General features: G+C 63.3%; 25 protein-coding genes and 1 tRNA gene. 14 read left to right on the forward strand and 12 right to left on the reverse strand.

The genetic code is table 11. From position 1 onward, the window contains the following. The first annotated feature begins 42 nt into the window (after positions 1-42). Positions 43-2,460, forward strand: coding sequence for a mechanosensitive ion channel domain-containing protein (locus ACYUCQ_RS10915; protein WP_460254556.1), 2,418 nt, complete (start codon positions 43-45; stop codon positions 2,458-2,460). A gap of 51 nt (positions 2,461-2,511) precedes the next feature. Continuing rightward, complete coding sequence (locus tag ACYUCQ_RS10920) at positions 2,512-3,246, forward strand: 2OG-Fe dioxygenase family protein (RefSeq protein WP_460254557.1); 735 nt, start codon at positions 2,512-2,514, stop codon at positions 3,244-3,246. Between the two features lie 21 nt (positions 3,247-3,267). Here ACYUCQ_RS10920 and mltG read toward each other — a convergent pair whose 3' ends face one another. From mltG to ACYUCQ_RS10950, 6 genes are all read right to left on the reverse strand, one after another. After that, complete coding sequence (mltG, locus tag ACYUCQ_RS10925; RefSeq protein ID WP_460254558.1) at positions 3,268-4,233, reverse strand: endolytic transglycosylase MltG; 966 nt, start codon at positions 4,231-4,233, stop codon at positions 3,268-3,270. 39 nt (positions 4,234-4,272) lie between these two features. Then, entirely contained in the window at positions 4,273-5,535 is a 1,263-nt protein-coding gene (fabF, locus tag ACYUCQ_RS10930) for a beta-ketoacyl-ACP synthase II (protein ID WP_460254559.1), read from the reverse strand. Positions 5,536-5,560: 25 nt separating this feature from the next. Then, entirely contained in the window at positions 5,561-5,800 is a 240-nt protein-coding gene (locus ACYUCQ_RS10935) for an acyl carrier protein (protein WP_460254560.1), read from the reverse strand. 188 nt (positions 5,801-5,988) lie between these two features. After that, entirely contained in the window at positions 5,989-6,750 is a 762-nt protein-coding gene (locus ACYUCQ_RS10940; protein ID WP_460254561.1) for a 3-oxoacyl-ACP reductase family protein, read from the reverse strand. After that, entirely contained in the window at positions 6,740-7,699 is a 960-nt protein-coding gene (gene fabD / locus ACYUCQ_RS10945; RefSeq protein ID WP_460254646.1) for an ACP S-malonyltransferase, read from the reverse strand. The genes ACYUCQ_RS10940 and fabD overlap by 11 nt, the downstream gene beginning before the upstream one ends. A 224-nt stretch (positions 7,700-7,923) precedes the next feature. After that, positions 7,924-8,469 (reverse strand): polysaccharide biosynthesis/export family protein, encoded by a 546-nt coding sequence (locus ACYUCQ_RS10950; RefSeq protein WP_460254562.1) that lies wholly within the window; start codon positions 8,467-8,469, stop codon positions 7,924-7,926. A 95-nt stretch (positions 8,470-8,564) separates the two neighbouring features. Between ACYUCQ_RS10950 and ACYUCQ_RS10955 the strand changes: the two genes are divergently transcribed. Beyond that, positions 8,565-10,763: a polysaccharide biosynthesis tyrosine autokinase gene (locus tag ACYUCQ_RS10955; RefSeq protein ID WP_460254563.1), complete on the forward strand. Its 2,199-nt coding sequence runs from the start codon at positions 8,565-8,567 to the stop codon at positions 10,761-10,763. A 19-nt stretch (positions 10,764-10,782) separates the two neighbouring features. Here ACYUCQ_RS10955 and ACYUCQ_RS10960 read toward each other — a convergent pair whose 3' ends face one another. Both ACYUCQ_RS10960 and ACYUCQ_RS10965 read right to left on the reverse strand, forming a co-directional pair. Then, positions 10,783-10,932 (reverse strand): hypothetical protein, encoded by a 150-nt coding sequence (locus ACYUCQ_RS10960; protein WP_460254564.1) that lies wholly within the window; start codon positions 10,930-10,932, stop codon positions 10,783-10,785. A gap of 41 nt (positions 10,933-10,973) precedes the next feature. Then, positions 10,974-11,975, reverse strand: coding sequence for an acyltransferase family protein (locus ACYUCQ_RS10965; RefSeq protein ID WP_460254565.1), 1,002 nt, complete (start codon positions 11,973-11,975; stop codon positions 10,974-10,976). Positions 11,976-12,087: 112 nt separating this feature from the next. Here ACYUCQ_RS10965 and ACYUCQ_RS10970 point away from each other — a divergent pair, with 112 nt between their 5' ends. Genes ACYUCQ_RS10970 through ACYUCQ_RS10990 form a run of 5 tightly spaced genes read left to right on the forward strand, consistent with a single transcriptional unit; the run spans position 12,088 to position 18,533 of the window. Continuing rightward, on the forward strand, positions 12,088-13,344 hold the full coding sequence (locus ACYUCQ_RS10970; RefSeq protein ID WP_460254566.1) for a hypothetical protein: 1,257 nt from the start codon (positions 12,088-12,090) through the stop codon (positions 13,342-13,344). Continuing rightward, on the forward strand, positions 13,272-14,090 hold the full coding sequence (locus ACYUCQ_RS10975) for a WecB/TagA/CpsF family glycosyltransferase (RefSeq protein ID WP_460254567.1): 819 nt from the start codon (positions 13,272-13,274) through the stop codon (positions 14,088-14,090). Before ACYUCQ_RS10970 ends, ACYUCQ_RS10975 begins: the two co-directional genes overlap by 73 nt. Positions 14,091-14,132: 42 nt before the next feature. Beyond that, entirely contained in the window at positions 14,133-15,740 is a 1,608-nt protein-coding gene (locus ACYUCQ_RS10980) for a carboxyl transferase domain-containing protein (RefSeq protein ID WP_460254568.1), read from the forward strand. 4 nt (positions 15,741-15,744) lie between these two features. Beyond that, positions 15,745-16,530, forward strand: a complete 786-nt coding sequence (locus tag ACYUCQ_RS10985; RefSeq protein ID WP_460254569.1) for an enoyl-CoA hydratase-related protein — start codon at positions 15,745-15,747, stop codon at positions 16,528-16,530. Then, positions 16,527-18,533, forward strand: a complete 2,007-nt coding sequence (locus ACYUCQ_RS10990; RefSeq protein WP_460254570.1) for an ATP-binding protein — start codon at positions 16,527-16,529, stop codon at positions 18,531-18,533. Before ACYUCQ_RS10985 ends, ACYUCQ_RS10990 begins: the two co-directional genes overlap by 4 nt. Positions 18,534-18,545: 12 nt before the next feature. Here ACYUCQ_RS10990 and ACYUCQ_RS10995 read toward each other — a convergent pair whose 3' ends face one another. Then, positions 18,546-19,745, reverse strand: a complete 1,200-nt coding sequence (locus ACYUCQ_RS10995) for a CynX/NimT family MFS transporter (protein WP_460254571.1) — start codon at positions 19,743-19,745, stop codon at positions 18,546-18,548. 117 nt (positions 19,746-19,862) lie between these two features. On the opposite strand from ACYUCQ_RS10995, the gene ACYUCQ_RS11000 reads away from it, so the two are divergent. The 3 genes from ACYUCQ_RS11000 (at position 19,863) to egtD (ending at position 22,607) form a co-directional block, all read left to right on the forward strand. Beyond that, positions 19,863-20,345, forward strand: a complete 483-nt coding sequence (locus tag ACYUCQ_RS11000; RefSeq protein WP_460254572.1) for a DsrE family protein — start codon at positions 19,863-19,865, stop codon at positions 20,343-20,345. A 79-nt stretch (positions 20,346-20,424) separates the two neighbouring features. Next, on the forward strand, positions 20,425-21,657 hold the full coding sequence (gene egtB / locus ACYUCQ_RS11005; RefSeq protein ID WP_460254573.1) for an ergothioneine biosynthesis protein EgtB: 1,233 nt from the start codon (positions 20,425-20,427) through the stop codon (positions 21,655-21,657). 2 nt (positions 21,658-21,659) lie between these two features. Further along, positions 21,660-22,607 carry an L-histidine N(alpha)-methyltransferase gene (gene egtD / locus ACYUCQ_RS11010; protein WP_460254574.1) on the forward strand — a complete coding sequence of 316 codons (948 nt, stop codon included), beginning with the start codon at positions 21,660-21,662 and terminating at the stop codon, positions 22,605-22,607. 5 nt (positions 22,608-22,612) lie between these two features. Here egtD and ACYUCQ_RS11015 read toward each other — a convergent pair whose 3' ends face one another. After that, positions 22,613-23,080 carry a hypothetical protein gene (locus ACYUCQ_RS11015; RefSeq protein WP_460254575.1) on the reverse strand — a complete coding sequence of 156 codons (468 nt, stop codon included), beginning with the start codon at positions 23,078-23,080 and terminating at the stop codon, positions 22,613-22,615. Between the two features lie 64 nt (positions 23,081-23,144). After that, a complete protein-coding gene (locus ACYUCQ_RS11020) occupies positions 23,145-23,306 on the reverse strand; it encodes a hypothetical protein (protein ID WP_460254576.1) in 162 nt (53 codons plus the stop codon). A 3-nt stretch (positions 23,307-23,309) separates the two neighbouring features. Between ACYUCQ_RS11020 and ACYUCQ_RS11025 the strand changes: the two genes are divergently transcribed. The 3 genes from ACYUCQ_RS11025 (at position 23,310) to ACYUCQ_RS11035 (ending at position 23,948) form a co-directional block, all read left to right on the forward strand. Then, positions 23,310-23,386, forward strand: a tRNA-Arg gene (locus ACYUCQ_RS11025). 23 nt (positions 23,387-23,409) lie between these two features. Beyond that, entirely contained in the window at positions 23,410-23,595 is a 186-nt protein-coding gene (locus tag ACYUCQ_RS11030) for a Trm112 family protein (protein WP_460254577.1), read from the forward strand. Then, positions 23,592-23,948 carry a gamma-butyrobetaine hydroxylase family protein gene (locus ACYUCQ_RS11035; protein WP_460254578.1) on the forward strand — a complete coding sequence of 119 codons (357 nt, stop codon included), beginning with the start codon at positions 23,592-23,594 and terminating at the stop codon, positions 23,946-23,948. Before ACYUCQ_RS11030 ends, ACYUCQ_RS11035 begins: the two co-directional genes overlap by 4 nt. Positions 23,949-23,972: 24 nt before the next feature. On the opposite strand, the gene ACYUCQ_RS11040 is transcribed toward ACYUCQ_RS11035, so the two are convergent. Further along, positions 23,973-24,278, reverse strand: coding sequence for a putative quinol monooxygenase (locus ACYUCQ_RS11040; RefSeq protein ID WP_460254579.1), 306 nt, complete (start codon positions 24,276-24,278; stop codon positions 23,973-23,975). Positions 24,279-24,319 lie beyond the last annotated feature (41 nt).

A 24,319-nucleotide genomic window follows, 5' to 3' on the forward strand; every position in this document is an offset into this window, starting at 1 on the left:
GTTGACATTCGGGCGTGGGGTGCCTTTGTGCCGGGGATGAAAATGCTCCGACATGTCGTGTTGCTGGTGATGATGCTGGCCGGTCCGGTGGTGGCGTGTCCGGTGATGGCATGGGCGCAGGCGGTGACGCCGATGCAGGCGGTGGCGAAGGCGCTGACGCCCGCAACATCGGGGCCAGCCAATGCGGCACCCGCGAAACCAACGGCGGTGGCCCCTGCCCCGGCTTTGAGTGTGGCGCAGTTGAATGCGGCGATTGCGAGTTTACAGAATCCACAGCAGCGGGCGGCGTTGATTGCGACGCTGGAGGCGTTGCGGAGCAAGGCGGCGGTGGCGGCAAAGGCTGCGCCGGTGGGCAAGGCGGCGGCCAAGGCCGCGCCGTTGAGCGTGCCGCAAGATTTGATCATGGATGCTGGGCGCGTGGCCGGGCGGGTGGTGCGGACTTTGCAGGCGGCGACCGATGTAAGTTTGCTCGTGCATTGGGTGAAATTTGTCGCCGGGGATTCATGGCTGCGGATGACGCTGCTGCGCACCTTGGGGCGGCTCGCGGTGGTGATGGCGACGGCTTTGGCCGTGGAATTGATGGTTTTGCTCGTATTGCGCCGGCCTTTGGCGGCGCTGCGGCGCGCGCCGAGTGCGTCGTTGCTGGAGCCATCGGCATCGGGGTTGGAGGCGGCGGAGGCGGGTGAGACGGAGCGGCGGGCGCGGCGGTTTTCGCTGCGGGCGTGGCTGCGGCGGTTGCCGCGAGCCTTGGCGGCGTTTGGGTTGGGGTTGTTGCCGATTATCGCGGTGGCGCTGGTGGGGTTGGTGTTTTTGGGATCGGGCTTTACCGCCGCGCGGGTGCCGCGCTTGGTGGTGACGGCGGTGCTGGAGGCCTACATTGTTTGCCGGTTGGTGCTGGAGGTGACGCGTTTGGTGGTGTCACCGGCGGCGGCGACGTTGCGGCTGGTGCCGCTGTCAGATCAGCGTGCGGCATGGGTGGTGATGTGGCTACGCCGGTTGATTGCGGTGATCGCCTTCGGGGTGGGGGCGGTGCAGACTGGCACGCTGTTTGGCTTATATTCAGCGGCGACGGCGGTGTTGTTCAAGCTGATTTCGCTGGTGGTCCATGGGATGCTGGCGGTGATGGTGATCCAACTGCGCAAGCCGGTGGCGGCGCTGATCCGGGGCCAGCGGCGCGATGGCGGGGTGGTGACCAGTTTGCGGGCGACGATTGCCTATACCTGGCATTTACTGGCGCTGTTTTACATTGTGGTGCTGTGGGTGGTGTGGGCGCTGGGGGTGCCCGATGCGTTTGTGATCATGCTGCGGGTGGTGGCGGTGGTGGCGGTGGTCGGCGCGTTGGCGCGCGGGGCGGCGTTTCTGGCGGGCCATGCGATTGATGCGGCGTTTGCCGAAGAGGCGCGCTGGCAGAGTGCGTATCCGATGCTGCATGCGCGCGCGCAGATTTACCGGGGTGCGCTGCGGGCGATTGCGGGGTTTGCGATTTCGGTGATCGCGATTTTGCTGGTTCTGCAGTTTTGGGGGGTGGGTGTGCTGGGCTGGTTGCTGAGCGCGCCGAATGGCCAGCGGGTCGGCGGGGCGGCGATTACGGTCGGGGTGGCGCTGCTGGCGGCTTTGGTGGTGTGGGAAATCATCAATGCGGTGATGGATGGGCATTCTGAGCGGTTGATCCGTCAGGGCCGGGCGGCGCGGGCGGCGCGCTACCGGACCTTGCTGCCGATGCTGCGCACGGCGTTGCTGGTGGTGTTGGTGGTGATCACCGCGCTGGTGGTGCTGTCGGCGGTGGGGGTGAATGTCACGTTGCTGTTGGGTGGCTTGTCGATCTTTGGCTTGGCGGTGGGGTTTGGCTCGCAGAAATTGGTGCAGGACATTATCACCGGGCTGTTTTTGCTGCTGGAAGATGCGATGCAGGTGGGGGATTGGGTCACGCTGGGCGGGATTTCCGGCACGGTGGAGAAATTATCGATCCGCACCATTCGGCTGCGCGGTGGCGATGGCTCGTTGAATATCATTCCGTTCAGTGCGGTAACCACGGTGACCAATAGTTCGCGCGATTTTGGCTATGCGCCGATCAATTTGGGGGTGGGGTATAAGGACGATGTGGACCGGGTGCAGGCGGTGATCAGGGAGGTGTTCGAGAGCATGACGGCGGAGCCGAACTGGCGGGCGCAGATTTTGGGCGATTTGGAATTATGGGGGCTTGATCAATTTGGCGCGTCCTCGGTGGTGATTACCGGGCGGATGAAGACGCCGGCGGGCAAGCAATATGCGGTGAAGCGCGAGTTCCACCGGCGGGTGAAATTGCGCTTTGATGCAGAAGGAATTGAATTGCCGTATAATTATCAGAAAATCACCATTGACCCGGCGGAGTTTCGGGCGGCCTTTGCTGGCCCCAAGCGCAGCGACAATACAGCGAGCAGCGACGGCGCGGCGCGCGGCGAGGCGGCGGCGAATGGCTGATGCGATGGTGAGGCTCTGGGCGGCGGGCGGCGCGGGAGTATAGTCGGGAGCATGAATCAGGTGGGATTGATGGTTGATCGGCTGAATTTGGCGGAGCATCTGCGCACGACCGGGTTTGCCTTTGTCCAATCGGCCAGTTTCGATGCGTTATTGCCTGCGCATGTATTGACGCCGGAGAGTTGGGACGCGTTTGCGGCGAGCTGGGAGAACATGCCGCTGGATAATTATATGGCCGATGGCGGGCGCTATCGGCGCCGCCGATTTGCGGTGTTTGAGGGGCGGCCCGATCAGCCGATCAAGCGGGCGGCGCATCAGCCGCATTATCAGGCGCGGGATTATAATGCGCTGAATGGCGGGGTTGAGCGTTGGTTTGCACCGATTGCTGATGTGGTCAGCCAGGGGGCGTGTTTTCAGGCTTTGCTGGGACTGACCCGCTCCCTGTTCGAAGGGGTGGCCGGGAGTTTGGCGTGGCATGTCGAGGCGCATCAATTTCGCATTGAAACCGGGCCGGAGGGGGCGGGTTTGCCGACGCCCGAAGGGATGCATCGTGATGGTGTGGATTATGTGCTGGTGTTGATGGTCCGGCGCTCGAATATCGAGCAAGGGACGACGACCATTCATGATTTGGACGGGCACAGCCTGGGCGAGTTTACGCTGGTGCAGCCGCGCGATGCCGCTTTGGTTGATGATCGGCTTGTGTTTCATGGGGTGACGCCGGTGGTGCCGGTTGACCCTGGCTTGCCCGCGTTTCGCGATGTGTTGGTGTTGACCTATCGGCGCATTTGACGCGGTTTGGTCCGGCTCAGCTTACGGATTGGCCGCACGGTAGCGGGCGATATTGGCGAGCTGGGTTTTGAAATGGCGGGCGAAGACGTGGCCGCCATGGCCGGTGGCGACGAAATAGAGCGCGTTGATCGGGGCGGGATGCAGCACGGCGCGGATGGCGTGCAGGCCAGGGGCGCAGACGGGACCGGGCGGTAGGCCATTGAATTTATAGGTATTATACGGGTTGTCGCGGTTGAGATCGGCCATCGTGATCGGGTGATTGAGGGCGGTGGCGCGGCCTCCCGTGGCGGCGAAAATCACGGTGGGATCGGCTTGCAATTTCATCCCGCGCTTGAGCCGGTTTTCATAGACGGCGGCGATTTTCGGGAGTTCAGCGCGGAGCGGGGTTTCGAGCTGGACGATGGAGGCAAGGATCAGGGCTTGGTTGGGCGTGGTGACCGGCAGGTTGGGCGCGCGCTGCGCCCATTGGGCGGCGAGGGTGCGGCGCAAGGCGGCTTGCGCGCGGGCGAGGATGGCGGCGCGGGGTGTACCGCTCGGATAATCAAAGGTTTGCGGCAGAATGCTGCCTTGCGGCGGCGTGCCGATATGGCCGGTGGCGTGGGGGGCTTGATTGATGATGGCGGCGATTTGGGTCGCGGTGAGGCCGGGTGGCAGGGTGATTGGGTGTTCCACCACCGGGGCGGTGCGCAGCGTGTTCAGCGTCTCACGCAGGCTGCCATGGGCCACGAAGCGAAATTCGCCGGCGCGCAGCTTGCCCTGGCGCCGGGTGAGATAGGCGGCGATTTCGAAAATGAGCGGATGGCGGATCACACCGGCCTGATCGAGCGTGCGGGCGATGGTTGGCAGGCCGCCACGCGGGATGGTGACGTTTTTGCTGACCGCGAGCGGGCCGGGTCCGTTGTAGCTTTCCTGGATCGCGGTGCGCAGAATGCCGAGCACGATCACCAGGGTCCAGAGCGGCAGAACCAAACGGCGCCACTTGGTCATGCGCAGCAAAATCCGCTGCTGATGATTTTTATCGTTATTTTATTGGGGCTTACGGAACAGAATTGAGGCATTGGTGCCGCCAAAGCCAAAGCTGTTGGACAGGGCGATGTTGACTTTGCGCGGCTGCGCTTGCAGGGCCACGCGGTCGATCACGCTGGCGCGGCTCGGCTCGTGCAGATTGAGGGTGGGGGGGGCGACTTGATCGCGGAGTGCGAGAATTGAGAATACGGCCTCGATCGCGCCGGCGGCACCGAGCAGATGGCCGGTCGCGGATTTGGTCGAGGACATAGCGAGATTTTTGGCGTGGTCGCCGAACAGGTTTTCGACCGCTTCCAACTCAAGATCATCGCCAAGCGGCGTGGAGGTGCCGTGGGCGTTGATGTAATCGACATCCTCGGGGGTGAGGCCGCCTGATTTCAGGGCCGCTTTCATCGCGCGGAAAGCACCATCGTGATGCTCGGCGGGGGCGGTGATGTGATAAGCATCGCCCGACATGCCATAGCCCGCGATTTCGGCGTAGATTTTGGCGCCGCGCTGTTTGGCGTGTTCATATTCTTCGAGCACCAGCACGCCCGCGCCCTCACCCATCACGAAGCCATCGCGGTCTTTGTCCCACGGGCGCGAGGCGGCGGTGGGATTGTCATTAAAGCCGGTGGAAAGGGCGCGTGAGGCGCAGAAACCGCCAATGCCCAAGGCGCAGACCGTGGCTTCGGCACCGCCCGCGACCATGACATCGGCATCGCCGAAGGCGACCAGACGGGCGGCATCGCCAATCGCGTGAACGCCGGTGGCGCAGGCGGTGACGACGGCGTGGTTGGGGCCTTTGAAGCCGTAGCGGATTGAGATTTGGCCGGAGATCAGATTGATCAGGGCTGAGGGGATGAAGAAGGGTGACATGCGCCGGGCTTTGCCTTCATGCACCAGCACCGAGCCTTCATAGATGGTTTGCAGGCCGCCGATGCCCGAGCCCATCATCACGCCTGTCGCGCAGCGCTCTTCCTCGGTTTGGGGTTCCCAGCCGGAATCGGCGACCGCTTGGGCGGCCGCAGCGATACCGTAATGGATGAACGGGTCCATTTTTTTAACGTCTTTGACCGCGATCCAATCCGAGGCGGTATATTTGCCCTCGGCCATCGGGCCGAGCGGCACTTCACCGGCGATTTTGGCGGGAAGATCACCGGCATCGAAGCTGGTAATCGCTCCGATACCGGATTGGCCGGCGAGCAGTTTGGACCAAACATGCTCGACACCCAGACCAAGCGGGCAAACGATGCCCATACCGGTGACCACAACGCGACGCATAGCGCTCTCCCTCGCCGGGTGCCGATTATTCGGCTTTTTTCTTTTCGATATAGTCGATAGCGTCTTTGACGGTCGCGATTTTCTCGGCGGCGTCTTCGGGGATTTCGACGCTGAAGGCTTCTTCGAACGCCATCACCAATTCGACGGTATCGAGGCTGTCGGCACCCAGATCATCGATGAACGAGGCTTCCGGGGTCACTTTGGCCTCATCGACGCCGAGATGTTCGACCACGATTTTCTTCACTTTATCGGCGACTTCACTCATGATGATTTAGCTCCTGCAACGATAGTGGTCCGGCACGGCGGACACGGGGTTATTCGGCACCTTCTATTCGGTTGGATTTGAACTGAATAGGGGGACGAGTCGGCAAAGATGGGCGCGCTTAGCATGGTTTGCTGCGATGCGCCAACCACCGCGCGCGGCGCGGGCTGGGGGGCGAAACGCGGCCTTGGTTACAGCATGGCCATGCCGCCATTGATGTGCAGCGCAGCACCGGTGATCCAGGCGCCGGATTCGGCGGCAAGGTACGCGACGGCGGCGGCGATGTCTTCGGGGGTGCCCATGCGACCGAGGGGAATTTTGCTGAGCAGGGCGGTGCGCTGGGCATCGGTCAGCGCATCGGTCATCGGGGTGGCGATGAAGCCGGGGGCGACCAGATTAACGGTGATGCCGCGCGAGGCGACTTCTTGGGCGAGCGCCTTGGTGAGACCGGCAAGACCGGCTTTGGCGGCAACGTAATTGGCCTGGCCGGGATTGCCGGTGGCACCGACGATGCTGCCAATATTGATGATCCGCCCGGCGCGGCGGCGCAGCATGCCTTTGAGCGCGCTGCGCGCGAGGCGGAACGGCGCGACCAGATCAAGATCGATGATGCGTTCGAAATCGGCGTCGCTCATGCGCAGCGCAAGACCGTCTTTGGTGGCGCCGGCATTATTGACCAGGATATCCAGACCTCCCATCGCGGCCTCGGCGGCGGCGATCAGCGCGTCGGGCGCGGCAGGGTCCGCGAGATCAGCGGGGCAGACATGCGCGCGCGCACCCAATTCGGTGGCGAGGCTGTGCAGGGCCTCGGCCCTGGTGCCCGATAGCGCGACGGCAGCGCCTTGGCTGTGCAGCACGCGGGCGATGGCAGCACCAATGCCGCCGGAGGCGCCGGTGACCAGGGCGCATTTGCCGGTGAGCGAAAATAGGGCGCTGGCTGGGTTATTGGACATGGTTGATGACCGTTTCGAGTTCGGCGGGGGTGCCTGCGGAGACCGACTCGATATCGGGGGCGATGCGCTTGACCAGCCCGGCAAGGACTTTGCCGGCGCCGAGTTCGACCATGCGGGTGATACCGTGCTGGGCCATGAAGGCAACCGATTCGCTCCAGCGCACGGTGGCGGTGACTTGGGTGACCAGGCTGGCGGCGATGGCGGCGGGATCGGTCAGGATGCCGGCGCTGACATTGGCGACCAGCTTCACGCGGGGGGGGCGCGGCGGTGTTTGGGCCAAGGCGACACGCATCGCTTCGGCGGCGGGAGCCATCAGGGCGCAATGGAACGGTGCGGAGACCGGCAATTTCATGGCGCGCTTGACGCCTTGGGCTTTGGCGACCTCGATCGCGCGATCGACGCTGGCGAGGCTACCGGAAATGACCACTTGGCCGCCGCCATTATCATTGGCGATCTCGACCACCTCCCCTGCCCCGCTTTGGCTTTGCGCTTCGGCGCAGATGGCGCGGGCTTGATCGAGCGTGGCGCCGAGCAAGGCCGCCATGGCACCGGCACCGGGCGGGACGGCGCGCTGCATGGCTTGGCCGCGCAGGCGCAGCAAGCGGGCGGCTTCGCCGATGGTGAACGAGCCAGCGGCGGCGAGTGCGGTATATTCGCCGAGCGAGTGGCCGGCGACGAGGGCGGCCATGTCCGTGAGGGAGCGGCCGGTTTCTTGTTCCAACGCCCGCAAAGCCGCCATGGACACGGCCATCAGCGCCGGTTGGGCGTTTTCGGTGAGGGTGAGCTCATCGGCGGGGCCTTCGAAGATCAGGCGCGATAATTTTTGATCGAGCACGTCATCGACCTCCTCGAACACCGCACGGGCGGCGCTGAAGGTTGCGGCGAGGTCTCGACCCATGCCGACGCTGTGGCTGCCTTGGCCAGGAAAGATGAAGGCGGTTGCCGCCATGTGAGGGTCTCCGATGTTGCAGCGGCGGTAGAGCAGGGTTGGTTCGGGTGTCAATGTATGGGAGCGAATTTCGGGGTTGGGGCGCGACACGCGGCGCGACATGTGGCGCGCCAGGGCGGCTTAGATCAATATGGGTTTAGGTTGAATCGACAGATTCTAGCTAAACCAATGAAATTGATCGACAAACAGAGGCTAGAGCGAGATTGATGATAAGCAATCACGCTCTAGAAATGCCGCTCGCGCACCTTGATGACATCGCCGGGGGCGATCGCGGATTCGGCGCGGGCGCTGAAGCGGTGCGGCTGGCCGTTGCGGGTGCGAATCACCAAGAAACGCTGCTCGGCGGCACGATCGGTAAAGCCGCCTGCGATCGAGGCGGCGGTGAGCACGGTCATGCCGGGTTGGAACGGGTAGGCACCGGGACGGCGGACTTCGCCCAGAATGTAGAACGGCCGGTAGCGGCGGATTTCGACGGCGACGGCGGGATGGGCGAGCAGGCCGGCGCGGGTGAGGCGGGCGGCGATGCGTTGTGCCAGCGCGTCGGGCGTGAGGCCCGTTGCGTCGATGGGTTTGAGGAGTGGAATGGCGATATGGCCATCGGCGGCGATGCGATAGCGGGCGCTGAGCTGCTTTTGGCCGAACACCGCGACGCGGATTTCATCGCCGGGGCCGAGACGATAGGCGCCGGTCGGCGGCAGCGGCGGCAGATCGGTCGTGGCGCAGGAAGCGAGTGCGAGCGGGGCGGCGAGCGCGAGCGGGGCGGCCAGCATCAGGCTGCGGCGCGATATACAACTTAAGATTGACTTTTGCCCGGATTCCATCAACGATCAGTATAGGTCAATTCGGGATTGGGCAAAAGGCGGCAATGACCAGGATCGATCACGCGACGCTGGCTGAGGAGGGCGATCCGCTCGCAGCGTTTTGGGCGATCCGGCGGCATTGGCGATTGGGAATGTTGGTGGCGGTGATGGTGCCGGGGTTGGCCTTGCTGGCGCTGACGCGCATGCAGCCGACCTACACGGCGACCGGAATTTTGCTGTATGCGCCGGCGGACTTCAACCCGAAGTTGCTAGGCGGCGTGGTGGCGCGCAATCAGGTGACCCATGCGTTGATGGATAGCCAGGTCAATTTGCTCACCGATCGGCCGGTGTTGAAGGGGATTGCGAAGCGGCTGGCCGCCGCCCCCGTGAGCGGCGTTGCGCCCCGGTCATCATGGCGCGGCTCTTGGCTTGATCGCTGGTTTCCGTGGCATCGGCGGGCGGCGGATGCGCAGGCGGTGCGTCGGGCGGCGGCGCTGGAGCGGGTGCGGCAGGCTTTGCGGGTGACGGTGGAGCCGGGATCGCAGATTATTCGGGTGCGGTTTTCGGATGCTGATCCCGCGCGGGCAGCGGCGGCGGCAAATTTGGCGATGCGGCTTTATTTGCAAGCCCAGCAGCAGCGGCGCGAGAAGCTGTTGGATCATGCGCGGCTGTGGCTGGAGACGCGGGCGCGCCAGATTGGCCATGATTTAGCGGCGACCGATTTGGCGTTGGCGCAAGCGCGGGCGCGGGCGGGCACCGAGCGGGGGGTCAATGCACCCTTGACCAACCAGGCGGCGGGGCAATTGACCGATGCGCTGATTGCAGCGGAGGCGCGGCTTGCGGCGGCGCAGAGCCAAATTGCCCGCGATGGCGGGGTATCGGCGGCGTCAGCCGGGGCGGCGGTGGCCCCATCGCTTGATCCGCTGCGGGCGAAGGCGGCGCAGATTGCGGCACGCTTGGCGGCACACGCGGCGACTGAGGGGCCGAATTATCCGGGGATGCGGGCGGATCGGGCGGCGTTGGCGGCGGTGCAGCAGGCGATTGGGGCGGCGATGGCGCGGACGATGGCGCATGATCGTGCCGCCGTGACCGGCGCGGCGGCGCAGGTGGCGGCGCTGCGCGCCCGGCTGGCGGCGGCGCGCGATCAGGCAACGGCGGCGTCGGTGCGGGCGGCGCCGATGGCGCAGCTCGAGGGGCAGCGGGCGGCGGATCGCAGCTTGTTGCAGGAATTAACCAAGCAGATCGGCGTTTTGGATAGTCAGAGCCTGCTGACGCCGCCGGATGCGCGGATTTTATCGCCGGCGGCGGTGCCGACGCGCCCGAGTGCGCCGCATCCGGCTTTGATTTTGGCCGGGGCCGGGGCGCTGGGGGTGGCGTTGGCGGTTTTGGCGATGCTGGCGCGGGCGGCGCTCGATCGGAATATTGGCAGTGGCGAGGATTTGCGGGCGGCTTTGGCGGTGCCATGCTTGGCGCTGTTGCCGGAATTGAGCCGCCGGGCGCAAGGCGGGCTATTGGCCGCGGATTATGCCGTGCGCAATCCGTTTTCGCCGTTTAGCGAGCAATTGCGCGCATTGCGGATCGGGATTTCGCTGGAGCAGGGTACGCCGCGCAGCATCGCGGTGACGGCGGCGCGACCGGGCGAGGGCAAGACCACCTTGGCGCTGAGTTTGGCCGCGAGCCTCGCGATGACCATGCGTTTGGCGACTGGCGATGGCCGGCGGGAGGACATAACCGGGCACGATGATGATGCGGGTGGCCGGGTGTTGGCGATTGATTGCGATGTGCGCCAGCCGAGTTTCGATAGTTTGTTCGATTTGGCGGGGGCGGCGGGGCTGACCGATTTTTTGGCGGGGCGGGTCGATTTGGCGCAGGCGATCCAGCCGAGCCGGATTGCCGGGCTTGATTTGATGCCGGCGGGGGCGGTGGCGACCGATGCGCTGAGCCTGTTTTTATCACCCGCGATGCCGCTTTTGTTGGAGCGGTTGGCGGAGCGCTATGCGGTGGTGATTTTGGATTTGCCGCCGGTTTTTGCGCTCGCGGAGGCGCGGGTGCTCGGGCGCTTGGCGCAGCAGACGATTTTATGCGTGCGTTGGCAGCAAACGCCCAAGCGCATTGCGCTGGCGGCGGCCTCGTTACTCACGGAATCAGGCTGTGTGCTCACCGGCTCGGTGCTGACGCGGGTGAATAGTGCGCGGCATGCGCGCGCGGGTTATGTGGATTCTGAATTATATCATCCGCGCTTGGGCGGGTATTTTCGGCTGTGAGATGAGGGCGGCTTGCAGCTTACTCGGCGCGGTGATCGCGCCCGACGAGGAGCACCAGATAGAGGCCGAAGCGACGCCAGCGATAATCGATGGCGTGGGTGGCGCGGTAGCGCATGGCGAAATGCCAATGGATCGCGGCAAGTTGCTCGGGGGTGAAGCTGGCGGCCAAAGCGGGTGGCAGGCGTTCGAGAAAGCGCGATAAAGGGGTAGCTAGTCGGTCAGCCGATCGAGGGCCGGAATGGCGGAGAGGGCTTGGCGTTTGATCAGGATCGGCCCGAGTAAGCCGGCGGCGAGCAGGAGCGGTGCGAAGGCAAAGAAATGCCAGCCATTCCATGAGGCGAGGGCGAGCAGGCCGGCTTTGGCGAGGCCGATGCAAATGGTGTTCAGCAGATAGATCGCCATTGAGAAGCGCCCGAGATTTTCCAGCCATGATGCGGAGTTTAGGCGCGAAAATCTTACCAAAGCGTTGAGAGCGGGCATTGAGAGCAGGCCCATGGGCAGCAAAGTGACGGCGAAGGGCGGGTTCAAGCGGGCGACCAGCAGGCCGCCCATCGAAAAGATAACGAGACAGGCGAGGCCGTACCGATCGATCCAGGCGGACCAGGCGGCACCGGCAGCACCGGTGGCGAGGCCGACGGCGTAAAAAATGGCGTAGCGGCCAATCAAGGCCACGTAGAGATGCGAGGGGAGTGGCGTGAGATAAAGCGCGCTAGCCAGCAGCAGGAGCGGCCAAAGCCGGTTGCCGGTGGCACGATGCAGGATCGGGGCGGCGATGCTGAGGGCGAACAGCACGATCAGAAACCATAAATCATAGGCCGGGCTGTGGTTGGGGTGCCAGACGAGGTTGATCAGGCCGGCTTGGATGCTGACCGGCACGTTATCGACCGCGATGAACGGGGCGGCGAGGCGTTTGGCGAGAATGATCAGGGGGCCGAGCAGCAAGGCGGGCACGAGCAGGCGGTGGGCGCGCGATTTGATCAGGGCGGGTAGGCCCGCGCGCGACGTGGCGAATTGGCCGGAGAGAATAGCAACGCGCCCGCTGAGGTAAAAGAAAAACGGCATGTGGAAGCTGTAGATCACGCGGCGGATGATTTCATACCAATGCGCATCGGTGGGTGGTTGGCGGGCGACGATATGGCCGAATACCACTAGGGCAATGGCGAGGCCCCGCGCGCGGTCAAGATCGGGGTGGCGGCGGGCGATGCGGATCATCGTTTTATTCACCGGTTGACGGAAGTATGCAATTACTGGTTGTGTAATGGAAGTTTCAGCCCGTTGGAATAGAAATTTGTCCCGACGCCGCCTTTTGTCGCTGGTTACGCTGATGGGAATGCTGGCATGCGGAAGCTGGGCGTGCGGCGGCTGGGCGCTTGGGCAGGTGCTGGACTCGGCGCTGCCGGGCGATATTCCAGGTTTTCAGGTGGCGCCGGGATTGGCGCGGATTACCGCACGGCGGGCAATGGCACAGCCTTTGGGGTTTTCGGTGCAATCGTTGGAGATTCTACCCTCGATTGATCTGGGCGCGGGGTATGATCGCGCTTCCGGGCTGGCGGCGTCGGGCTTGGATGGACCGGGATCGCCGCTTGTGGCGGTCACGCCGCAATTGCGGCTGATTGACCCGATTATCGGGATTGCCGGGGTGGTGCGCCTCAATGCCGAGCGTTATGCGCGCGCGCCGCAGCAAGATACCACCAATGTGACGGCGGCGCTGGGCTGGCGGGTGCAAATCGGCCCGGATCGGCTGGATGTGGGGGTTGCGCGCGCGGCGCTGCAAGAAGATGCGCTGGGGCTCGCGGCGGGCGATGGCGCGGGCAGCGCTCTGCCATTTCGGGTGCAGCTGCGCGCGGTGCGGGCGGCGTGGCGGCATCAATTCGGGGTGGTGACGCTCAAGGGCGGGGTGGGGGCCACGCACAGCCAGATCAGCGCGCACGGTGCGGCACCGGGATTTCGCGACGCGACCTCGGTACAGGGGCGGCTGCAGGCGATCACCACGCGGCATGCACCGCTGCGCTGGGTGGTACAACTCGATGGGCGACGCACGAACTATGCCGGGGTGTTGGTGGGCGCGCCCTATGGCACGACCCGGGCGCTGGCGCTGCAAGCGGGTGTGGCGACGCCACGCGATGCGATTTTCACGCTGCGGGCCTTGGTGGGCGGGGCGCAGGTGCGCGTGGTGAGGGAGCGTGGGGAGGGGGTATCGCCGACCGGCGGGGTGGTGCCGGTTTTTGTGCTGGCGATGGGGTGGATGCCGGATCGGCTCAGTGCCGTTGGGGTATCGCTCAGCCGCACCGATACCGGCAATCCGGGGCTGAGCCTGCCGGGGCATCCGATCGAGCGGGCTGGTTTGGCGGCAGCGCTTGGGGTTGACCGGCATGTGGTGGTGGCGGCGCGGCTGCATGGCACCCAGGCGGTAGTGCCGGGGGGCGTTGCCCGCGAATGGGCGGTGCGGTTGGCCGTGCGCTGGCGAATCGGGCGGATGGTGACGGTGGCACCGCATGTGAGCGAGCGATGGCGCCGCGACGTGCCGGGGCTGGCGCCGCGCGAATTTCGTGCGGTGCTGGCGCTGCGGGTGGCACCATGACCATCGATGCGTTTGGGGTGAGTTTTGCCGCTATCGGGCTTGATCAGGCGGTGACGCAGTGTTTGGCGCGTGATCCGGCGGCGCGATTTGAGTTTGTGGTGACGCCGAATACCGATCATTTGGCGCGGCTGCGGCGCGATCCGGCGTTGCGGGCCATTTATCGGGCGGCGTGGCTGTGTTTGCTCGATTCGCAGGTGATTGCCAGGCTGGCGCGGTTCTGCGGCCAGGGGGCGCTGCCGGTGGTGACCGGGGCGGATTTGACGCGCGATGTGTTGGAAGGGCTGCCCGCCGGTTCACGCGTGTTGCTGGTGGGGCTGGACGCTGCGGATGCGGCGGCGCTCGCAGCGCGGTTTGGCGGGTTGGTGATTGCGCATCATGCACCGCCGATGGGGCTAGATGATGATCCGGTGGCGTTTGCGCGGGCGCGCGATACGGTGCGGGCAAGCGGTGCGGCCTTGGTGCTGCTGGCGATTGGTTCACCCCGGCAAGAGCGATTGGCCCACGCGGTTTGGCAGGCGGGCGATGCGACCGGGCTTGGATTATGCGTGGGGGCAGCACCTTTATTTGCCGCCGGGCGCATCCGGCGGGCGCCGGTTTGGATGCGCCGATGGGCCTTAGAATGGCTGTGGCGGCTGGTGTTGGAACCACGGCGCTTGGCACGGCGCTATGGGCTGGACGGGCCGCCGGTGCTGCTGGCGTTGGCCTGGCGTTGGTGCTCTTGTCGGCGGCGGCGATCCGCGCAATAAAATAACTATGAGCAAAAAAACAGCGAGGCGGTGTTCAGAACCATGACCGTGATCCCGACCTCGATTGACCGACGCAGTGCGGAATTTCGCGCCAATTTGGCTTCGATGACCGACTTGGTCGAGCGTTTGCGCACAACGGTTGAGCAGATCCGCCAGGGCGGCGGGGCGGTGGCGCGTGAGAAACATTTGGCGCGCGGTAAATTGCTGCCGCGTGACCGGATTCGCAGCTTGATTGACCCGGCCTCGCCATTTTTGGAATTTTCGCAGTTGGCGGCGCATGGATTATATGGCGGCGAGGTGCCGGCGGCGGGGATTATCACCGGGATTGGCCGGGTGGCGGGGCGCGAATGCGTGATCGTTGCGAATGATGCGACGGTGAAGGGCGGGACCTATTTTCCGTTGACGGTGAAAAAACATCTGCGCGCACAAGCGGTGGCCGCGCAAAATCGGTTGCCGTGCATTTATTTGGTGGATTCGGGCGGAGCGAACTTGCCCAATCAGGATGAGGTGTTTCCGGATCGTGAGCATTTTGGCCGGATATTTTACAATCAGGCGACGATGTCGGCGGCGGGGATTGCGCAAATCGCGGTGGTGATGGGCTCCTGCACGGCGGGGGGCGCTTATGTGCCGGCGATGGCGGACCAAAGCATTATTGTGCGCGAGCAGGGCACGATTTTTCTGGGCGGCCCGCCTTTGGTGAAGGCTGCAACCGGCGAAATTGTTACGGCGGAGGAATTGGGCGGTGCTGATGTGCATACCCGCATTTCCGGCGTGGCCGATCATTTCGCGGAGAATGATGCCCATGCGCTGGGGCTGGCGCGGCGGATTGTTAGTGGGTTGAACCTGGCGAAATATCCAATACCCGATCGCCAAGCGCCCCGCCCGCCGCTTTATGATCCGGCGGACTTATATGGCATTGTGCCTGAGCGTTTGAGCACGCCGTTTGATGTGCGTGAGGTGATTGCCCGCATCGTCGATGACAGTGCGCTGGAGGAGTTCAAGCCGCGCTATGGCACGACGTTAGTGACGGGCTTTACCCGGATTTGGGGCTATCCGGTAGGGATTATTGCAAATAACGGCGTGTTGTTTTCCGAATCGGCCCTGAAAGGCGCGCATTTCATTGAGCTTTGCGCCCAGCGGCAAATTCCATTGGTGTTTTTGCAGAATATCACTGGGTTTATGGTGGGGCGGAAATATGAAGTCGGCGGTATTGCCAAAGATGGGGCGAAGTTGGTCACGGCGGTGGCGACGGCGAGCGTGCCGAAATTTACCGTAATTATCGGCGGATCGTTCGGGGCGGGGAATTATGGCATGTGCGGGCGGGCTTATGATCCACGGTTTTTATGGATGTGGCCGAATGCCCGGATTTCGGTGATGGGCGGGGTGCAGGCGGCCTCAGTGTTAGCGCAGGTGCGGCGCGATAATATCGAGGCGAAGGGCGGGCAGTGGGATCTGGCTGCGGAAGCCGCATTTCGCGCGCCGATTGAAGCGCAATATGAGGCGCAGGGTGAGCCTTATTATGCCAGCGCGCGGCTTTGGGATGATGGGGTGATTGATCCTGCCGATACGCGCATGGTGCTCGCCTTGGGCTTGTCAGCAGCGATGAATGCACCGCCGGAGCCGACGCGCTTTGGCTTGTTTCGGATGTGATGCGATGAATGATGCTGTGATACTGACGATCGAGCAGGCGATTGCCACCATCACGCTGAACCGCCCGGCGGTGCATAATGCGTTCGATGATGCCATGATTGCGCAGTTCAACGACCATTTGGTGCGCGTGACGGCGGACCCGTCATTGCGGGCTTTGGTGCTGCGCGCGGCGGGGAAAAGTTTTTCGGCGGGTGCTGATTTGGAATGGATGCGCCGGATGGCCAGCTATTCGATGGAGCAGAACGTTGCTGACGCTGGTGGATTGGCAACATTGATGCACCGGCTTGATCAATTACCGATCCCGACTTTGGCGTTGGTGCAAGGCTCCGCGTTTGGTGGCGGCGTGGGATTGGTGGCGTGTTGCGATATTGCGATTGCGGCGACCAGCGCAAAATTTTGCTTCTCGGAAGTGAAATTGGGGCTGATCCCGGCGGTGATCAGCCCGTATGCGGTGGCAGCGATTGGCGCGCGGGCGGCGCGGCGTTATTTTCTGACCGCAGAAATTTTTGACGCGGCGACGGCGCACGCTTTGGGCTTGGTGCATCGGGTGATCGAGGCGGAGGCTTTGGATTTGGCCGCCGAGGCGATACTGGAGAGCTTGAGGCAAGGCGGTCCGGGCGCGCAGGCGGCGTCCAAGGCGTTGATCCGCACCGTGGCGGGCCGATCCATCGATCATGGGTTGGTGGCTGAGACCCAGCGATTGATTGCCGAGCAGCGGGCTTCGGTTGAGGGGCGTGAGGGGATTGCTGCATTTTTGGAGCGGCGGGCGCCGTCTTGGAGGTCCGCATGACGATTACCCCGATCCGCTCGGTGTTAGTGGCCAATCGTGGTGAGATCGCCAGACGGGTGATGCGCACGGCGCGCCAATTGGGGATTGGCTGTATTGCGGTGTATTCCGAGGCCGATGCGGGGGCTGCGCATGTGCAAGAGGCGGATGCGGCCTATTTGATTGGCGCGGCACCCGCCCGTGAGAGTTATTTGGATGGCGCGCGGATTATCGCGCAAGCGCTGAAGGCGGGGGCGGATGCGGTGCATCCCGGTTACGGATTTCTCAGTGAAAATGCCGAATTTGCCGAGGCCTGTGCCGCAGCGGGGCTGGTGTTTATTGGCCCGCCGGGCGCTGCGATCCGCGCGATGGGCTCAAAGGCTGCAGCCAAGGCTTTGATGCAACAATCGGGCGTGCCGCTGGTGCCTGGTTATCATGGTGCCGATCAGGCGCCTGATTTGTTAGAGGGCGAGGCCGCACGGATTGGCTATCCGGTGTTGATCAAAGCCTCGGCGGGGGGTGGCGGCAAGGGGATGCGCATCGTCGAGCGGGCGGCGGATTTTGCCCAAGCGCTGGCGCTGGCGAAGGGCGAGGCGTTAGCGGCGTTTGGCGATGAGCGTGTGTTGATCGAACGCTATTTGACGCGGCCCCGGCATATCGAGATCCAGGTTTTTGCCGACCGGCAGGGCAATGTGATTTCGCTGTTCGAGCGCGATTGCTCGATCCAGCGGCGGCATCAGAAAATTATTGAGGAGGCCCCTGCCCCGTTCATGACCTTGGCGCGCCGACGCGCGATGGGTGAGGCGGCGTGTGCGGCGGCGCGCGCGATTGGCTATGTGGGCGCGGGCACGGTGGAATTCATTGTCGAGGACGATGCGTTCTATTTCATGGAAATGAATACCCGCCTGCAGGTTGAGCATCCGGTGACGGAGGCGATTACCGGGCTGGATTTGGTGGAATGGCAATTCCGGGTGGCGGCGGGTGAGCCCCTGCCCTGCCGCCAGGATGATGTGCGGATTGAGGGTCATGCGATTGAGGTGCGGCTTTATGCCGAAGACCCAGCACAGGATTTTGCGCCCTCGACCGGGGTTATTCAGCATTTGCGCTGGCCCGCACAGGCGCGGATCGATAGTGGCGTGCGCGCGGGCGATGCGGTGAGCATTCACTATGATCCGATGTTGGCGAAGCTGATTGTGCATGGGCCGGACCGCGCCGCCGCCGTGCGGATGCTCACGCAAGCGCTGGCTGAAACCGAGATTGAAGGCGTGCGCAGCAATTTGACGCTGCTGCGCCGGATTGCGCGCTTGCCGGAATTTGCGCAGGCGCAGTTGGATACCGGCTTTATCAGCCGTCATGAGGCCGTGTTGTTGGCGCCTGATGCGCCCGCCGCGCTAAGGGTGTTGGCGGCGGCGGCGGCGCGGTATTTGGCGGATTTGGCGGCGGGGCATGCCGGGCCGGTGGACACAGCCGATCCGGACTCGCCTTGGGGGCTGACGACGGCTTGGCGGCTGAATGGCTCCGGGTATCAGGATTTTGCGCTGCGAGCAGGTGCTGAGCGCTATGCGTTGCGGGTTTATCTGCATGATGCGGCGCGGTTTGATCTTGAATTTGAGGGGCAGGTTTATCCGGTGATGACGGCACCGCTGGCGGAGGGGCGGTTTGCGCTGACCCTACAGGGGCAGACCGGGCCGGTGAGTGTGGTGCGGTTGGGCGATGAGCTGATCGTGCATGAGGCGGGGGTGCGCAGCGCGCTGACATTGATTGATCCCTATGCGAGCGCTGCCGGCGAGACGGCGCAGGACCGATCCGTGCGCGCACCGATGCCGGGCAAAATTTTGAGCGTGGCGATTGCGATGGGAGATCAGGTGCGCAAGGGCGATGTGTTGTTTTTGCTCGAGGCGATGAAGGTGCAGATGCGCATTGTTGCACCGGCGGATGGGGTGGTCGCGCTGGTTGATGGCGCGGTGGGTGACTTGATTGAGGCCGGCATGGAATTGGCGCGGATTGATCCGGCGGGCGAGACCTAAACCAATATTGATCTACAGGCTGAGTGTTCGGTTGCTGGCGGCACCGAGGCCGCTCCAGAGGGCTGGGATTAATGTGGCGATTAGGAATAGCAGTGCGGGCTGCCAATGGCCGGTTGCAGCGTGAATCGCCCCCATGCCGAGCGGGCCGGCGATCGAGATGGCGTAGCCCATGGCTTGCGAGAAGGCTGAGACGCCCATGGCGGTGGTGCCGTCTCTGCTGCGCAGCACGATCAAGGTGAGGGCGAGCGGAAAGGCCGCGCCTTGGCCGGCGCCGATGCACAGCATGGCCGGCCAGCCGAGCGCGCGCGGGGCCAACAAGATCATGCCATAGCCAAGGGCGCAGAGGGCGAGCACGCCGAGCAGAAAGCCGCGCTGATCGGGGCGGCGGGCGGCGATGGCCGGGGTGAGCAGCGAGACCGGAATGGCGATCAGCATGGTGGAGGACAGCATCAGCCCGGCGAGGGCGGGGTTGATGCCATGGGCGCGCAGAATGCTCGGCAGCCAAGAGAGGATGGAGTAAAAGCCCAGTGATTGCATGCCCATGAACAGGGCGATTTGCCAGGCGAGCTGTTGGCGGATCAATTGGCGAAACGCGCCGGAGCGATGGGCGAGCTTGAGGTGATGCGCGCCATGGCTCAATTGCGGCAGCCAGACCAAGGCGGCGATGATCGCGGGGATCAGCCAGAAGCCGAGCGCGCCGCGCCAGCCGAGATTGCTGGCCAGCGGCACGGCGATGGCCGATGCGAGGGCGGCGGCGGCGTTCAGCGCGGTGACGTAGAGCCCGGTGATCAACCCGACGCGGTGCGGAAAATCGCGCTTGACGATGGCAGGGAGCAAGACATTGCCGATGGCGATGGACGCGGTGGCGAGCGCGGTGCCGAGATAAAGTGCTGGCGCATCACCGAGCAGACGCAGTGCCAAGCCCGCGACCAGGGCGATTAGCAAGAGCTGGGTGGTGCGTTCAACGCCGAGGCGGCGTTGCAGCGGCAGGGCCAGGGGGGCCAGGGCGGCGAAGCAAAAAACCGGAATCGTCGCGAGGGCGGTTTCGCCATAGGCGCTGAGGCCGAGAGCTATGCGCACGGTGCCGAGCACCGGGGAGACCGAAGCGATGGCGGGGCGCAAATTCACCGCGATCAGCAAGATACCGGCGAGCAGCACGGCATTGCGCAGCGCTGAATTGGGGGGGTTGGGTATTTTGGGCGCCTCGCTCATCATCGCCGCCTACCGTGAATTTTGCGATCTCGCCATTGGCGCGGGCGCCGAGCTGCTTTGCATCGGCGTAAAAATCTCGATATGTTTCGAGCTGGCTATAAAAAAGGGGAGCGAACCATGAAAAAGATACGCGCTTTGGGACTAGCTTGCATGGCGTTGGGGTGGGCGGGGCTGGCCCATGCTAATCCATCGATGATGAAGAGCTTTAAGTTTGATGAGCCGAGCTATTTGCAGCCGCACCCGTTTGCGAAGGCGCATGTGGTGATCCAGGTTGATCAGGATAATCCGCAGCGCTGGGGGTTGGCGCTGAATAATGTGCAGAACATGCTCGATGATATGGGCAGCGATAAAATCCAGATCATCGTGGTGGGGTTTGGTCCGGGCTTGAAGATGTTGCTGGCACACAGCCCGGATGCCAAGCGGATTGAATCGATGGCAGCCGAGGGTGTGGAGTTCGATGCCTGTCATAATACGATGGAAGCGATGGCGCGGAAATTGGGCCATATGCCGGTCTTGTTGCCACAGCCGGTGATTGTGCCGGCTGGGGTGATCCGCATTGTGCAGCTTGAGCAGCATGGTTTTTCGTACATTAAACCGTAACGACTGAATTGATGACAAGGTGCTGACATTCCCGGCCCGCAGCTTATTATAAGGCTGAGGGGTAAAGGGGTTTGATGGCATGGACGCGATGGTGACCGGTGATGCGGCGAGCGATGCGGCGGTGAATGCTTCATTGCTGCACCACTTTGATGCCGTGCGGCAGCACAGTGAATCGTTGGCCGCTTTGCTCAGCGCCGAGGATCAGGCGGTGCAATCGATGCCGGATGCAAGCCCGATCAAGTGGCATTTGGCGCATACGACGTGGTTTTTCGAGCAATTTGTGCTGCGGACGGCCCGGCCTGATTATCAAATATTCGATCCGGATTTCGGGTTTTTGTTCAATTCCTATTACGAGGCGGTCGGGCCACGCCATGCGCGGGTGGCGCGCGGCATGATTACCCGACCGAGTGCGGCGCAGGTGAGTGATTACCGTGCGCATGTGAATGGTGCGATGCGCGATGTGCTGACCGAGGCCCTAGCTGATCTGGATGATGTGGCTGATCTGGCCGATTTAGTGGTGTTGGGCCTGAACCATGAGCAGCAACATCAGGAATTGATGATTACCGATATCACCCATGCTTTTGCGCAGAACCCGCTGCTGCCGGCGGCGATACCGGGCTGGGGGCTACCGGTGCAGGCGCGGCGTGATCCGCCGGGTTGGGTGGAATTTGCCGGTGGCTTGGTTGAGATTGGCTATAGCGGTGAAAATTTTCATTTCGATAATGAGGGGCCGCGCCATTGGGTTTGGTTAGCGCCCTATGCGCTCGCGGATCATTTAGTGCCCTGCGCGACCATGCTCGATTTCATCGCTGATGGTGGTTATCAGACGCCGACATTATGGATGGCCGATGGCTGGGCGCAGGTGCAGGCGCAAGGCTGGACGGCGCCGCTTTATTGGCGGCAATTGGACGATCAATATTGGGGTTTCGGGCCGGGCGGGTCAGCGCCGATCGACCCGCAGGCGCCGCTCGTTCATCTATCATGGTATGAGGCGGATGCGTTGGCCCGCTGGGCGGGGGCGCGGCTGCCGACGGAGGCGGAATGGGAGGCGGCTTATGGCGATCCACGCTTGGCGGCGATGACCGGGGTGGTCTGGCAATGGACCGAGAGCGCGTATCGGCCTTATCCGGGCTTCCGGCCGGTCGCGGGGGCGATTGGTGAGTATAATGGCAAATTCATGATTAATCAGATGGTGCTGCGCGGCTCTTCGGCGGCGACGCCGGTGGGGCATAAGCGGGCGAGCTATCGGAATTTCTTTCATCCTGAAAAACGCTGGCAGTTTTCGGGATTGCGGCTGGCGCGGGATTGCTGAGCATGGATTTGGCACGGCGGGTGCGCGATGTTGGCGCTGCGGATCGGGGCTTGGTTGATGAGGTGTTGGCGGGGCTGACGGCGATGCCGAAAACCTTGCCGCCGAAGCTGTTTTATGATGAGGCGGGCTGCGCTTTGTTCGGCGCGATCACCGCGTTGCCGGAATATTATCTGACGCGAACCGAGACCGCGATTTTGCGGCGCATCGCACCGGATTTGGCCTCGTTGCTGCCTGCACGCTCGGCCTTGATCGAGTATGGCGCGAGCGATGAGGCGAAGGGGGCCATTTTGATCGCGGCGTTGGCGCCTCGGCTTTACGTGCCGATCGATATTGCCGGTGGCGCTTTGGCTGATTTACGGGCGCGTATGGCGCGGAGCCATCCGACCTTAGCGGTTGAGCCGATGATGGCCGATTTCATGCAGCCTTTGGTGATCCCGCGTGCGGTGGGCGAGCCGCGTGTTGGGTTTTTTCCGGGGTCGACGATTGGCAATTTGGACCCAGAGGCGGCTTTGGCGTTTTTGCGCCGGGCGCGGATGGATTTGGGCGCAGGCGGCGCGCTGGTGATTGGGGTTGATTTGGAAAAATCACCGACGCGGTTAATCCCAGCCTATGATGATGCGGCTGGTGTGACCGCGCGGTTTAATTTGAATATGCTGACGCGGTTGAACCGGGAAGCCAAGGCTGATTTCGTGCTGGAGCGATTTGCGCATCAGGTGGTGTGGAATGCTGGGCAGCATCGGATCGAGATGCATTTGCGCAGTTTGATCGCGCAGACGGTGATGGTGGCGGGACAGGCAATTGCTTTTGCGGCGGGCGAGACGATTCACACCGAGAATAGTCACAAATATGCGGTGCCGCGATTCCAGGCGCTGGCCAGCCGAGCGGGTTGGCGCACCGCGCAGGTTTGGAGCGACGATGAGGCGTTATTTGCGGTTTATCTGCTTCGATAGTCGGGTTATTTGACGATCACGTGGAAGGTGACGGCGGGGGAATTATCAACCGCGCGCAGCATAATGGGCATGGCGAAAATTAGCGGGTGGCTGCCGGTTGCCGGGGCGCGCACGCCCTGGAGCGACGAGAGAAGCGAGCGATCGATCAGCACATTGCCGGATGAGCGGTCCAGCAAGGTGGCGAAAATGCGACCATTGGGCAGGGCGGCAAAGGAAATCACCGCGTTGACCCGGCGGGCGTGCTGCAAGGCGGCCTTGAACGGGCCGTTGCTCAGCAAGGCGCGCTCGACATTTTCGCAGAAGGCGGGGAATGCGACGGTGCCGTGGTCTTGATAGGTGGTGGTGGCGCAGGTGGCGGGGAGGCCCGGTGCGTCAATGACTGTGGGGCTGGGGACTAGGGCCAGGGCTGGTTTGGGGGCGATAGTGATCGCGGCCATGATCGCGAGGGCGGCGCTGAGCGGCTTTATGGACATTTTCGTCTCCTTTGGCGGGATGGGAAGACTTTTTCGGGCTAAAATTACGCGTTTTGAGGCATGATCAACCAGCGTCATTTATGCATGGCTTGCGAAACGCGATGCGGGGCAGGTCAAGCGGGGCGGGGCGGGTCAAGCGGGGCAGGTCAAGCGGGCGCACGCCATGGCTGATGGCAATCGGGTGGGTCTTGCCGAGTGCGACGGTATCGGCTAGTCGATCCGACATCGCGCACCCGTAGCTCAATTGGATAGAGCACCAGACTACGAATCTGGGGGTTAGGAGTTCGAGTCTCTTCGGGTGCGCCATCTTTCTCTTATTGGGAATGCGCATGACCGAGACTGCGCCGATCGATCCGAAATTGTTGGAATTGCTGGTTTGCCCGCTGACCAAGGGGCCGTTGATCTATGATCGGGCGGCGGGGGAATTGATCAGCGAGCGTGCGGGGCTGGCGTTTCCGGTGCGCGATGGCATTCCGATCATGCTGGTTGATGAGGCGCGAAAGCTCGACACATGAGCGATGCACCGGAACCGACCGAAATTCGGCTCAAGCGGGCGGAGCGGGTGCTGGAAATCCGTTTTGCCGATGGCGCGATGTTTGCGCTGCCGGCGGAGTATTTACGGGTGGAAAGCCCGAGTGCCGAGGTGCAGGGGCATAGTCCGGACCAGCGGCAATTGGTGAGTGGCAAGCAGCAGGTTGGCATTACGCATATTGAGCCGAACGGGCATTACGCGATTCGGATTAGTTTTGATGACGGGCACGCGACCGGGATTTATTCCTGGGATTATCTGCACCGGCTGGGGCGGGAGATGGAGTATCGGTGGGCGGCCTATTTGCGCGCCCTGGAGGCCGCCGGCGCCACGCGGTAACGCGGCGCGGGCGGCTGACGCGGATTAAATCGCAACCTCTTTGACCGGCGTGATGACCGGTGCGGCGGCAACTAGATGGCCGACGGCAGCGAAGGCGGCGGTGAGATGCGGCGATTGCATATGATGATCCAACGCCGCTTGATCGCGATACACTTCGTAGAAGTAAAACTGGCCGGCTTTGGCGGGGTCTTCATGCAGCGTGTAAGACAGGCAACCCGGCTCGGCGCGGGTGGCGCGGACCAGGGTGATCAGCGCATCGCGAATCGTGGCTTCGGCACCGGGTTGGGCTTGGACATGGGCGATGACGCGGATTTCGTGATTTTGAGACATTTTCGCTCCCGTTTGGTGATGAGTAGAATAAGGTCGGGCGA

The sequence above is a fragment of the Acidiphilium sp. MT5 genome, assembly GCF_054767495.1.